The following is a 12,412-nucleotide window of genomic DNA, read 5'->3' on the forward strand; positions in this document are numbered from 1 at the left end:
CGCCCGCTGTCTCCACCGCCGCCTTCACCGCGCCCACCGTCTCGACCGCCCTGGCCGCGGGGGCCGTCGCCGCGACCCTGGGGACCGTCGGCCCGGCCGTCTCGGCGGGCGCCCGCCCCCCTGCGCGGCCCCTCGCCGCCGCCCTGGGCGGTGGTCTCGTCTTCCAGGCGCAGGGTCAGGGAGATGCGCTTGCGCGGGATGTCCACGTCGAGGACCTTGACGCGGACGATGTCGCCGGGCTTGACCACGTCACGCGGGTCCTTGACGTAGTTGCGCGACATGGCCGACACGTGGACGAGCCCGTCCTGGTGCACGCCGATGTCGACGAACGCGCCGAAGGCCGCGACGTTGGTGACGACGCCCTCCAGGATCATGCCGGAGCTCAGGTCGGAGATCTTCTCGACGCCCTCCTTGAAGGTGGCCGTCTTGAAGGCGGGACGCGGGTCGCGGCCGGGCTTCTCCAGCTCGCGCAGGATGTCGGTGACCGTCGGCAGGCCGAACTTGTCGTCGGTGAACTCGTCGGGCTTGAGCGAGCGCAGCGCCGCCGTGTTGCCGATCAGCGACTTGAGGTCGGTCTTGGCCGAGGTCAGGATGCGCCGCACCACGGGGTAGGACTCGGGGTGCACGCTGGAGACGTCGAGCGGGTCGTCGCCGCCCGGGATGCGCAGGAAGCCCGCGCACTGCTCGAACGCCTTGGGCCCGAGCCGGGGCACGTTCTTCAGCGCCGAACGGGTGCGGAAGGGGCCGTTGGAGTCGCGGTGGCGCACGATGCTCTCGGCGAGCGTGGCGCCGATGCCCGACACACGGGTGAGCAGGGGCGGCGAGGCCGTGTTGACGTCGACGCCCACCGCGTTGACGCAGTCTTCGACCACCGCGTCGAGCGAGCGGGACAGCTTGGACTCGGCCAGGTCGTGCTGGTATTGGCCGACGCCGATCGACTTGGGGTCGATCTTGACCAGCTCGGCCAGCGGGTCCTGGAGCCGGCGCGCGATGGAGACCGCGCCGCGCAGCGACACGTCGAGCTCGGGCAGCTCCTGCGAGGCGTAGGGCGAGGCGGAGTAGACGGAGGCGCCCGCCTCGGAGACCACGATCTTGGTGAGCCCGGGCATGTGCTTGACCAGCTCGCCGGCCAGCTTGTCGGTCTCGCGGGAGGCGGTGCCGTTGCCGATGGCGATCAGCTCGACGCCGTGACGCTGCGCGAGCGCGCCCAGCACGGCCAGCGACTGGTCCCACTGCCGCTTGGGCTCGTGGGGGTAGATGGTCGCGGTCTCGACGACCTTGCCGGTGGCGTCGACGACGGCGACCTTCACGCCCGTACGCAGGCCGGGGTCGAGCCCCATCGTGGGCCGGGTGCCGGCCGGAGCGGCGAGCAGCAGGTCGCGCAGGTTGGCCGCGAACACCCGCACCGCCTCGTCCTCGGCCGCCTGCCACAGCCGCATCCGCAGGTCGATGCCGAGGTGGACGAGGATGCGGGTGCGCCAGGCCCAGCGCACGGTCTCACTGAGCCACTTGTCGGCGGGCCTGCCCTGGTCGGAGACGCCGAACCGGGAGGCGATGCGCAACTCGTAGTCGGGGCTGTCGTCGGGTTCCAGGGTGACGGAGAGGATCTCCTCCTTCTCGCCCCTGAACATGGCCAGGATCCGGTGGGAGGGCAGCTTCGTGAACGGCTCGCCGAACTCGAAGTAGTCGGAGAACTTGGCCCCCGCCTCCTCCTTGCCCTCGCGCACCTTCGACACCAGCCGGCCACGGGTCCACAGCTGCTCGCGCAGGCCGCCGATGAGGTCGGCGTCCTCGGCGAAGCGCTCGATCAGGATCGCCCTGGCCCCTTCGAGCGCCGCGCTCTCGTCGGCGACGCCTTCGGCGAGGAAGCCCTTGGCGGTCGTCACCGGGTCGAGCGTGGGATCGGCGAGGAGCTGGTCGGCCAGCGGCTCAAGGCCCAGCTCGCGGGCGATCTGCGCCTTGGTGCGGCGCTTGGGCTTGTAGGGCAGGTAGATGTCCTCAAGCCTGGCCTTGGTCTCGGCCGCCATGATCTGCTTGCGCAGCTCGTCGTCGAGCTTGCCCTGGGACTCGATGGACTCCAGGATCGCCGTCCTGCGCTCCTCCAGCTCGCGCAGGTAGCGCAGCCGCTCTTCCAGCGTGCGCAGCTGCGCGTCGTCGAGGGCGCCGGTGGCCTCTTTGCGGTATCGCGCGATGAAGGGCACGGTCGCGCCGCCGTCGAGCAGCTCGACCGTGGCCTGAACCTGCCCGTCGCGTACGCCGAGCTCGGCCGCGATCCGCTGGGAAATAGAGAGCACTTGCCTGCCTTTCGATGGTCCCGCCGGTCAATTGTGCAGGACGACGCCGTCCTTCATGACCAGAGTGCGCGCAGGGTGAACGACCACCGCCTCCGCCGGGCTCCCGCAGGGGAGCACGACCAGGTCGGCCCGGTCGCCCGGGGACAGGCCGTAGCCCTCCAGCCCGAGCGCCCGCGCCCCGCCGTGGGTGGCCGCCTCCAGCGCCAGCTCGATGTCGTGGTCGGCGCGGAACGTGCTGCGGTAGGCGACGTGCATCGCCCGTTCGAGCATGTCGCCGCTGCCGTACGGCCCCCACAGGTCGCGGATGCCGTCGTGACCGCAGGCCACGGTGACCCCGGCGGCCCGCAGCTTCTTCACCGGGGGCACGGGGAAGCTGTAGACGGCGGCGGTCACGATCGCCACCCCCGCCCGCGCCAGCCCCTCGGCCAGGCGATCCTGGTGGGCCTCGTCGAGCTGGCCCAGCGCGTAGGCGTGGCTGACCGCCACCCGGCCGCCCAGCCCGAGCGCGCCGGTGCGTTCGATGATCAGCTCCAGCTCCCACGCGCCGAGCGTGCCGCCGTCGTGCAGGTGGAGGTCGAGATGGGTGCCGTAGCGCCCGGCCAGGCCGAAGATCAGGTCGAGGTGGCGGACCGGGTCGCGGTCGATGCCCGCGGGGTCGAGCCCGCCCACCGCCTCCACCCCGCTCTTCAGCGCCTCTTCGAGCAGCTCGGCCGTGCCCGGGTTGGTGAGCAGGCCGTGTTGCGGGAAGGCCACCTGGCGCACCTCGACGGGGGAGCCCGCCGCGGCCTCGCGCACCGCCTCCACGCCGCGTAAACCCACTTCGGGGTCGATGTCGGTGTGGGTGCGGACGTGGGTGGTGCCCGCCGCGCTCATGGCGGCCAGCAGCGCGGCGATCCGCTCCACGCTCGGCACGCCCAGCTCGGCGCGGCGGCGCAGGTCGTTGCCGATGCGGCCGGCGAGCGTGTCGTCGGCGGAGTGGGGCACCCACGGGCCGCCGTAGAGGGTCTTGTCGAGGTGGCAGTGCGCCTCGACCAGGCCGGGCAGGACGAGCTGCCCGGAGACGTCGACCACCGTGGCCCCGGGCGCGTCGATCGCGGGCGCGACCTGGTCGATGCGCCCGTCGCGCACCAGGATGTCGCGCGGCACGCCGGGGGCGGCGGGCCGCCACGGAAGCCCGCCACGCAGCAGCACACTCGGCAGCACGTCGGTCATGCCCAGCACCCTAAAGGGCGGGACCGACGATTTCCCTGGCTCTGCTGTGACGGTCTTGGATACCTTTCCGTCCTCTGAGGCTCCTCATGGGAGTACGCGGGCGCGCCGAACCCGGCCATGGCACCAAGCGGCACGAAGTCAGCGCCGCTTCACCCGTCAGATGTCGTCGAGGTGGGAGACGTTGCCCACGTCGGCGGGGTCGGCGCTCGGCCGGCCCGCGAACCAGGCGTCCAGGATCTCCTTCAGCACCACCTCGGACGTGAGCCGCAGGCTGAGCGCCAGCACGTTGGCGTCGTTCCACCTGCGGGCGCCGTCGGCGGTGTAGGCGTCGACGCAGAGCGCCGCCCGCACCCCGCGCACCTTGTTCGCCGCGATCGACGCGCCGGTGCCGGTCCAGCAGCAGACGACCGCCTGCTCGGCCCGCCCCTCGCTCACGTCTCTCGCGGCCAGCTCGCAGGCCCACGCCCAGTCGTCGCGCTCGCCGTCGTCGAGCGCGCCGTGGGTGACGACCTCGTGCCCGCGCCCGCGCAGCTCCGACACCACCCGCTCGGCCACGCCGTCCTTGCTGTCGGCGGCCACCGATATCCGCATCTGCCCATACTCGCACGTACGCGGACTGGCGCGGGTGGGGCGCTATGTGCTTGGTTGTGGCGTCATATGAGTCTTATGAGTCTTATGAGTATTGACACGAATGACATCGCGGCGCTCGCCCGGGGATGTGCCGTCCTGGGCACGGGCGGCGGGGGAGACGTGCGCACGGGTTCGCTGGCGGCGGTACGGGCCATCAGGGAGCACGGCCCGGTGCCGCTGACCCGATTGGCCGACCTGGATGACGACGCCCTGGTCGTGCCGCTGTCCGGCATCGGCGCCCCGACCGTCAGCCACGAGATGATCCACGGCGAGGACGAGCCCAGGCGCATCGTCGAGGAGATCGAGCGGATCTTCGGCCGCCGGCCGAGCGCGATCATGTCCTCCGAGATCGGCGGCGCCAACGGGGTCGCGCCCGTGGCCTGGGCCGCCCAGCTCGGGGTGCCGCTGCTCGACGCCGACGGCATGGGCCGGGCGTTCCCCGAGGTCCAGATGGTCTCGATGTACGTGGCGGGGCTTCCCGCCGACCTCGTGGTGATGTCGGACGTCGCGGGCAACGTGGTGACGATCCGCCCGGTGGACGGGCTCTGGTCGGAGCGCCTGGCCCGCGCCGTCTGCGTGGCCTCCGGCTCGCACGCGCTGATGGCCGACTACGTGCTCACCGCCGGACGGGCCAGGGGCGCGGTCATCGAGGGTACGGTCACCAGCGCCCTGGAGATCGGCCGGGCCACGGAGGGCGCGGCCGACCCGCTCCAAGCACTCCAGGACCGCCTCGGCGCCGCCCGCCTGATCACCGGCAAGCTGACCGACGTGGAACGCCGCACGACGGGCGGGTTCGTCCGGGGCACGGCCACCATCGAGGGCACGGGCGACGACCGGGGCCGCCGGCTCGCGCTGGAGCTGCAGAACGAGAACCTGGTCGCGAAAGAGGACGGCCGGACGCTGGCCATGGTCCCCGACCTGATCACGGTGGTGGACACCGAGACCGCCGCCGCGGTCCAGACGGAGGGGCTGCGTTACGGCCAGCGCGTCACGGTGCTCGCCTGGTCCTGCGACCCGCTCTGGCGCACGCCCAAGGGGCTGGAGACGGCCGGGCCCGCGGCCTTCGGATACGACCTGGACTACGTACCCGTCGAGGAGCTGATGGCGCGTGCCTGACCTGCGGATAGGGATCGACGTCGGCGGCACCAACACCGACGCGGTGGTGCTCGGACCGGACGGCCAGGTGCTCGCCAAGGCCAAGCGGCCCACCACGCCCGAGGTGACCGACGGGCTGCGCGCGGCTCTGGACGCCGTACTGGAGCAGGTCCAGGACCGGGCCGACGTGACCCGCGTCATGCTGGGCACCACGCACGCCACGAACGCGATCCTGGAGCGGCGCGGCCTCGGCCGGGTCGCGGTGCTGCGGCTCGGCGCGCCCGCCACCACCTCTGTGCCGCCGCTCTCCGACTGGCCCGCCGACCTGCGCAAGGTGGTCTCGGCCGGTGAGGCGATCGTGCCCGGCGGCCACTACGTGGACGGCAGGGAGATCAGCTCGCTGGACCTCGATGCCGTACGCCGCTTCCTGGACGGCGTGCGGGCCGACGCGGTGGCGGTCACCGGCGTGTTCAGCCCGGCCGACGACGGGCACGAGCGAGCCGTCGCGGAGCTGGTCCGCGCCGAGTACGGCCTGCCGGTCTCGGTCAGCCACGAGATCGGCTCGCTCGGCCTGCTCGAACGCGAGAACGCGACCGTGCTCAACGCCGCCCTGTACGGCGTCGCCGCCCACGTCACCGACGCCCTGGTCACCGCCCTGGCCGAACGAGGACTCGGGGCGCGGCCGTACCTGGCCCAGAACGACGGCACGCTCATGACACTGGAGCACGCCGCCCGCCTGCCGGTCTCCACGATCGGCTCAGGCCCGGCGAACTCGCTGCGCGGCGCCGCCTACCTGTCCGGCGTGCCGGACGCGATCGTGGTGGACGTAGGTGGCACCAGCACCGACCTCGGCGTGCTGATCGGCGGCTTCCCGAGGGAGTCGGCGGCGGCGGTCGAGATCGGTGGCGTGCTGACCAACTTCCGCATGCCCGACATCCTGGCCATCGCCCTCGGCGGCGGCACCGTGGCGCGGAGCGGGGGCGTCGGGCCGGACTCCGTCGGCTACCGGATCGCGCGAGAGGCGCTGGTCTTCGGCGGGACGACGGCGACGATGACGGACGCGGCGGTGGCGGCGGGCCGCGTCCCGGCGGGCGCCGAAGGGTGGCGCGAGCGGCTGGCGGCCAAATCTGACATGTCGGAAGAAATCACCGACATCCTGCAAAGGGCGCTGACCGTCGCCGACGGCATGGTGGCCGACGCCGTGGACCGCATGTCGCTCGGCCGGAGTGACCGGCCGCTGGTGGCGGTGGGGGGCGGGGCGTTCCTGCTGCCCGATCACATCGCCGGGGCGAGCACGGTGATCCGCCCCGAGCACGCGGAGGTGGCCAACGCCGTGGGGGCCGCCATCGCGCTCGCGAGCGGCAGAGTGGATACGATCTTGCCAGCGGGAGATAGCAGGACAGAAGCGATCGAAAGCGTCAAGGAGGAGGCGCGGGCGCGAGCCGTGGCGGCCGGGGCCGACCCCTCCGGAGTCGAGATCGTGGACCTTCTCGAGGTGCCGCTGAGCTACCTCTCCCAGCCCGCCGTGCGGGTACACGTCAAAGCAGCCGGACCCCTCGCCCGGTGACCCACCGAAAGGATCCCCCACCATGCGCTGGCACAAGCGTCTGCTCGTCGCCGGGGTAGCCGGTCTCATGGCCCTGACCGCGTCCGCGTGCGCGGGCGGCCAGGTACGCGGAGCCGGCGGCACACCCCAGCCGCAGACGAGCGGCAGCGGCAGCCCGGCCGGCGGGCAGGCCAACGACAGCACCTTCGTCTACGCGCCCAACCACGACGTGGTCACCGACTGGGACCCGGCCACCTCCTACTCCAACGAGATCATCGCCCTGTCGAACATCTACGAGGGCCTGACCAGGTACGACTCCGAGACCCACGAGGCCGCGCCGCGCCTTGCCACCGAGTGGACCTCGGCCAAGGACGGCAAGGAGTGGACGTTCAAGCTGCGGCAGGGCGTGAAGTTCCACTCCGGCGCCACGTTCGACGCCACGGCCGCGAAGAAGGCCATCGAGCGGACGATCGACAAGAAGGGCGGCGCCGCCTACATCTGGGACCCGGTCGACAAGATCGAGGCGGTGGACGCGAGCACGCTGAAGTTCACCCTGAAGTACGCCGCCCCGCTCGACCTGGTCGCCGCCTCCGGCTACGCCGCCTGGATGTACGACGTGGACGCCGTGGACGCCGACGGCAAGAAGACCGCCGGCACCGGGCCGTACACGATCGACACCTGGCAGAAGGGCAAGGAGACCGAGCTCACGCTGAAGGCGTTCGAGGACTACTGGGGCGGCTGGAAGCCGGCGCAGTACAAGAAGGTCGCCTTCCGGGTCACGCCCGAGATCACCACCGCCTGGCAGCTGCTGCAGAAGGGCGAGGTGAACTTCGTCGAGCGGCTGAACCCGCAGCTCTTCGAGCAGGCGCAGACGACGGAGTCGGTGCGCACGGCCGAGTCGCCGTCGTTCCAGAACCTGCTGGTGCTGTTCAACACGGCCGCGGGCCCGACGGAGGACGTCAAGGTCAGGCAGGCGCTGCAGCTGGCGATCGACTACGACGGCCTGGCGGCGGCGCTTGAGGGCGCCGGCCAGAAGGCCAGCGGCCTGGTGCCGCAGGGCCTGGTCGGCCACGTCAGCGGGATGGAGCCCAAGCAGGACCTGGCCAAGGCGCAGGCGCTGCTGGCCGAGGCGGGCTACGGGCCCGACCTCAAGGAGCTCAAGCTGAGCCTCACGTACGGCATCGGCGACGAGGACCAGAAGCTGCTGGTCACGCTGCTCAGCTCGACGCTCAGCAAGCTGAACGTGACACTCCAGGCCAAGCCGATGAACTGGAGCGCGCAGTGGGACCTGGGCAAGAAGGGCGGCCAGGACGTCTTCGTCATGTACTGGTACCCGGACTATCCGGACGCCTACTCCTGGTTCCTCAACGTGTTCAAGAGCGCGGACAAGCCGCAGTTCAACCTCTCCTACCTGAAGAACGCCGAGATCGACGCGGCCATCGACAAGCTCCCCGAGCTGACGGCCACGGACCGGATGGCGGCCGTGGAGGAGTACGAGACGCTGCAGCAGAAGATCATCCAGGAGCAGGCCGCGGTGGCCGTCCCCTACGTGCAGAAGTATCAGCGCGCCCTCTCCTCTGACGTCCAGGGCTACAAGGACAACGCCGCCTATCCCAACGTCGTCTTCTTCTACGACCTGACCCGCGCCTCCTGACGATGCTGCGCTATCTGGCCCGCCGCCTCGGCCAGGCCCTCCTGGTCGTGGCCGGCGTGGTCGTGCTCACGTTCGCGGTGATGCGGCTCGTGCCCGGCGATCCGGCGGTGGCCTTCGCCGGGCCGAAGGCCACGCCCGAGCAGCTGGCCGAGGCCCGCGCGCGGTTCGGGCTCGACGATCCGCTGCCGGCGCAACTGTTCACGTACGTGCGCGACCTGATGACCGGCGACTGGGGCGTCAGCCTGCGCACGCGGCAGCCCGTGCGGGACGACCTCTATCTCGCCTTTCCCGCCTCGCTCGAACTCGTCGGTACGGCGCTGCTCATCGCGGTCGTGCTGGGCATTCCGCTCGGCGTGCTCGCCGCCCGCTATAAGACGAAATTTCCGGACTTTGGGGTGCGGTTCGGGAGCATGCTGGCCGTCTCCGTCCCGGTCTTCTGGCTGGCCCTGGCCCTCCAGACGATCTTCGCCAGCAACCTCGGCTGGTTCCCCATCGCCGGCGAGTACGACTCCGCGCTCGACACCACCAGCCCGCTCACCCTCTGGACGAACATCACCGTCGTCGACGCCCTCATCACCGGAAACTGGCCCATCTTCACCAGCACCCTCGAACACCTGGTGCTGCCCGCCCTGGTCGTGGCCGCCTATCCCACCGGCGTCATCGCGCAGATGACCAGGGCCGCCCTCATCGAGGAGTCGGGCCAGGACCATGCCAGGCTGGAGCGCGCGCTGGGCTTCGGCGAGACGTCCATCCTGACCAGGTTCGCCCTGCGACCGGCGCTCGGTCCCGTGCTGTCGCTGATCGCGCTCGTCTTCGCGTACGCGATCGTCAACGGCTTCCTCGTCGAGGCCGTCTTCAACTGGCCGGGCCTGGGCCGCTACGCCGCCGAGTCCATCCGCTCGCTGGACACCCCGGCCATCGCGGGCGTCACCCTGCTGGTCGCCCTGGTGTACGTCCTGGCCAACCTGGTCGTGGACATCCTCCAGGGCTTCGTCGACCCCCGGGCCAGGACACGATGACCACGGAGACACAGACCCAGGAAACCCAGCCTCTGCGCCGCACCCTGCCGCGCGTCCCCGACCGCTTCGCCGCGTTCGGGGCGGTGCTCATCGTGGTCGTCGTGCTGGCGGCGGTGCTCGCGCCGTGGCTGGCGCCGTACCCGGTGGACGACCCGCGGCCGCTGGAGCGGCTGCTGCCCCCGAGCGGCGCCCACTGGTTCGGCACCGACCAGGTCGGCCGCGACGTACTCACGAGGATCCTGTACGGCGGGCGCACGTCGCTGTTCATCGCCGTGGCCGTGCTGGCCGTCTCGGCGGTGGCCGGGGTGACGCTCGGCGTGGTCGCCGGGTACGCGGGCGGCTGGATCAGGGACGTGATCATGCGCGTCACGGACGTCTTCCTGGCCTTTCCCGCGCTGCTGCTCTCCCTGGCCCTGGCGGTCGTGCTGCAGCCCGGCGTGAACACCGTGATCCTGGCCATCGCGGTGACCTGGTGGCCCTGGTACACGCGGCTGGCCGCCTCCATGGCCGCCTCGATCGCCACCCGCCCCTACGTGGACGCGGCCCGCTGCCTCGGCGTGCCCGCGCCGCTGATCATCCTGCGTCACGTGCTGCCCAACTCGCTCACGCCCGTGCTGGTGCAGCTCTCGCTGGACGCGGGCGGGGTGATCCTGACCTCGGCGGCGCTGTCGTACCTGGGGCTCGGCGCGCAGGAGCCGACGGCCGAATGGGGACTGATGGTGCAGCAGGGACAGACGCTGTTCACCACGAACTGGTGGGTGGTGACCTTCCCGGGGCTGGCGATCCTGGTGACGGCGTTCGCGTTCAACGTGCTCGGCGAGGGGCTGCGCAACGCGCTCGACCCGCGAAGGGCGGTCAAGTGACAGGGCACCTGATCGAGGCGCGCGACCTGCGCGTCAGTTACGGCGGGCGGGTGGTGGCCGACGTGCCGCGGCTCGACGTGGGCGCGGGCGAGTGCGTGGCCATCGTGGGCGAGAGCGGCTCGGGCAAGTCCACGACGCTGCTCTCGCTGCTCGGCCTCACCCAAAATGCCGAAATATCGGGACAAGTACGGGTGTGCGGTGTGGACGTGCTCACGGCCGCCCCGCGCGCGCTGCGCGAGCTCAGGGGCGCGCGGGCGGCGCTGGTGATGCAGTCGCCGCACGCCGCGCTCAGCCCCGCCACCCGCCTCGGCGTCCTGATGCGCCGCGCGCTCAAGCTGCACGGCGTCAAGGACGTGGCCGACACCATGGCGCGGGCCATGGACGCGGTCCTGCTCGACCGCGAGCTGCTGCGCCGCTATCCGCACGAGGTCTCCGGCGGCCAGGCCCAGCGCTTCGCCATCGCGCTGGCCATCGCCCTGGGCGCCGAGGTCATCCTGGCCGACGAGCCCACCAGCGCGCTGGACGTGACCGTACAGGCCGAGGTGGTCGGCGTGCTGCGCCGGCTGCGGGCGGAACGGGGCCTCGCGCTGCTGCTGGTCTCCCACGACCTGGCCCTGGTCTCGACGATCGCCGATCGGGTGCTGGTCATGAAGGACGGCGCGGTGGTGGAGTCGGGCCCCGCCGCCGAGGTGCTGGCCGAGCCGTCCCATCCCTACACCCGCGAACTGCTGGAGGCGCTGCCGTGACCATGCCCAGGGCCGAGCTGAGGGCTGATCGGGTGACGCTCGGATACGGCCGCCGCCCGGTCGTGCACGACGTGAGCATCGACATCACCGAGGGCGGCGTGGGGCTGATCGGGGAGAGTGGCTCGGGCAAGACGACGCTGGCGCGCGCGTTCCTGGGCCTCCTGAGCCCCATCTCAGGAAATATCTGGTACGGCGACCAAACGCTGAAAAAAGCGGACATGCGGAAGTTTCGGAAGGACGTCCAGCCCGTCTTCCAGGCCGAGGCTCTCGACCCCCGGATGCGCGTCGGCGCCTCCATCGCCGAGGCCCTCCCGCGCGCCGCCCGCTCCCGCGTCCCCGACCTGCTCGAACGGGTGGGCCTCGATCCCGCCCTGGCCGTCCGCCGCCCCCACGAGCTCTCCGGCGGCCAGCGCCAGCGCGTGGTGATCGCCCGCGCCCTGGCCGTCGGCCCGCGCCTGCTCATCCTCGACGAGCCCACCAGCGCGCTCGACGTCACCGTCCAGGCCAGGGTGCTCGACCTGCTGGTCTCCCTGGAGACCGAGCGCCTGCTGATCACCCACAACCTGGCCGTGGTGGAACGGCTCTGCCGCACCTCCCACGTGCTCTTCGCGGGCCGCGTCGTCGAGTCGGGCCCCACCTCGGACCTGCTGGCGAACCCGGCCCACCCCTACACCAGGGCCCTGCGCGACGCCGTACCGAAGCTGGGCGGGGAGCCGCCCGAGGCCAAGGGCCGGACCGAGGCCGTCCCCGCGGCCACCGGATGCGCGTTCCGGCTGCGCTGCCCGCTGGCCGGGCCCGAGTGCGAGGTGGCGCCGGAGCCGAGGGACGTCCAGGGACGTCAGGTGGCCTGCCACCGCGCGGAGGACGTCCTCACCTGATCACCTGACGGGCCTTCAGGTGGTCCTGGAGGTCGTCGGCCAGTTTGTTCATCAGCCGGCTCAGCTCGGCCCGATCCGCGCCGGACCAGCCGGCCAGGGCGCCGCCCAGCCAGTCGTTGGTCACCTGGCGGCACCGGTCCGCCGCCACGGCGCCCTCGTCCGTGAGCGTGATGCGCCAGGCCCGGCCGTCGTCGGGGTCGCGTACCCGCTCGACCAGGCCGCGCTGCTCAAGCGCGGCGACGTGCCGCGTCACGTGCGGGCTCTCCACCTGGAGGCTGTCGGCGATCGCTCCGACCCTGCGCGGCTCGCCGGCCTCCAGCAGGTTGACGAGGATCTGGACGTCCGGCCGGTCCAGCCGGACGCCCGCCGCCTCGGTCAGCCGCTCATGCGTCTTGCCGCGGTTGAGCATGGTGACGAGCCGGCGAAAGGCGCTCACCGTCGTCTGCAGATCCTCGTCCATCCGCTTGCTTACCTA

11 protein-coding genes are annotated in these 12,412 nt (G+C 71.8%); 7 read left to right on the plus strand and 4 right to left on the minus strand.

The features are described 5' to 3' along the window. The 3 genes from ABFX54_RS40665 to ABFX54_RS40675 all read right to left on the minus strand — a co-directional run. On the minus strand, positions 1-2,294 hold a 2,294-nt coding region (locus ABFX54_RS40665; RefSeq protein WP_346112188.1), incomplete at its 3' end, for a Tex family protein. Between the two features lie 27 nt (positions 2,295-2,321). Then, on the minus strand, positions 2,322-3,506 hold the full coding sequence (locus ABFX54_RS40670) for an amidohydrolase (protein WP_346112189.1): 1,185 nt from the start codon (positions 3,504-3,506) through the stop codon (positions 2,322-2,324). 156 nt (positions 3,507-3,662) lie between these two features. Further along, complete coding sequence (locus ABFX54_RS40675) at positions 3,663-4,097, minus strand: RpiB/LacA/LacB family sugar-phosphate isomerase (RefSeq protein WP_346112191.1); 435 nt, start codon at positions 4,095-4,097, stop codon at positions 3,663-3,665. Between the two features lie 84 nt (positions 4,098-4,181). Here ABFX54_RS40675 and ABFX54_RS40680 point away from each other — a divergent pair, with 84 nt between their 5' ends. From ABFX54_RS40680 to ABFX54_RS40710, 7 genes are read left to right on the plus strand one after another with little or no spacing between them, the layout of a single operon-like run. Continuing rightward, positions 4,182-5,252: an S-methyl thiohydantoin desulfurase family protein gene (locus ABFX54_RS40680; RefSeq protein ID WP_346112192.1), complete on the plus strand. Its 1,071-nt coding sequence runs from the start codon at positions 4,182-4,184 to the stop codon at positions 5,250-5,252. Beyond that, a complete protein-coding gene (locus ABFX54_RS40685; RefSeq protein WP_346112194.1) occupies positions 5,245-6,798 on the plus strand; it encodes a hydantoinase/oxoprolinase N-terminal domain-containing protein in 1,554 nt (517 codons plus the stop codon). The genes ABFX54_RS40680 and ABFX54_RS40685 overlap by 8 nt, the downstream gene beginning before the upstream one ends. Positions 6,799-6,820: 22 nt before the next feature. Further along, positions 6,821-8,431 (plus strand): ABC transporter substrate-binding protein, encoded by a 1,611-nt coding sequence (locus ABFX54_RS40690; protein ID WP_346112196.1) that lies wholly within the window; start codon positions 6,821-6,823, stop codon positions 8,429-8,431. 2 nt (positions 8,432-8,433) lie between these two features. After that, on the plus strand, positions 8,434-9,450 hold the full coding sequence (locus tag ABFX54_RS40695) for an ABC transporter permease (RefSeq protein ID WP_346112197.1): 1,017 nt from the start codon (positions 8,434-8,436) through the stop codon (positions 9,448-9,450). Next, entirely contained in the window at positions 9,447-10,313 is an 867-nt protein-coding gene (locus tag ABFX54_RS40700) for an ABC transporter permease (RefSeq protein ID WP_346112198.1), read from the plus strand. The genes ABFX54_RS40695 and ABFX54_RS40700 overlap by 4 nt, the downstream gene beginning before the upstream one ends. Next, positions 10,310-11,059 (plus strand): ATP-binding cassette domain-containing protein, encoded by a 750-nt coding sequence (locus ABFX54_RS40705; RefSeq protein WP_346112199.1) that lies wholly within the window; start codon positions 10,310-10,312, stop codon positions 11,057-11,059. The genes ABFX54_RS40700 and ABFX54_RS40705 overlap by 4 nt, the downstream gene beginning before the upstream one ends. 2 nt (positions 11,060-11,061) lie before the next feature. After that, positions 11,062-11,937 (plus strand): ABC transporter ATP-binding protein, encoded by an 876-nt coding sequence (locus ABFX54_RS40710; protein WP_346112222.1) that lies wholly within the window; start codon positions 11,062-11,064, stop codon positions 11,935-11,937. Here ABFX54_RS40710 and ABFX54_RS40715 read toward each other — a convergent pair. Next, positions 11,930-12,397, minus strand: coding sequence for a MarR family winged helix-turn-helix transcriptional regulator (locus tag ABFX54_RS40715; RefSeq protein ID WP_346112200.1), 468 nt, complete (start codon positions 12,395-12,397; stop codon positions 11,930-11,932). The genes ABFX54_RS40710 and ABFX54_RS40715 overlap by 8 nt on opposite strands. Positions 12,398-12,412: the final 15 nt, after the last annotated feature.

The organism is Nonomuraea maheshkhaliensis, from assembly GCF_039529435.1.
In the GTDB taxonomy this organism is placed as follows: domain Bacteria; phylum Actinomycetota; class Actinomycetes; order Streptosporangiales; family Streptosporangiaceae; genus Nonomuraea; species Nonomuraea maheshkhaliensis.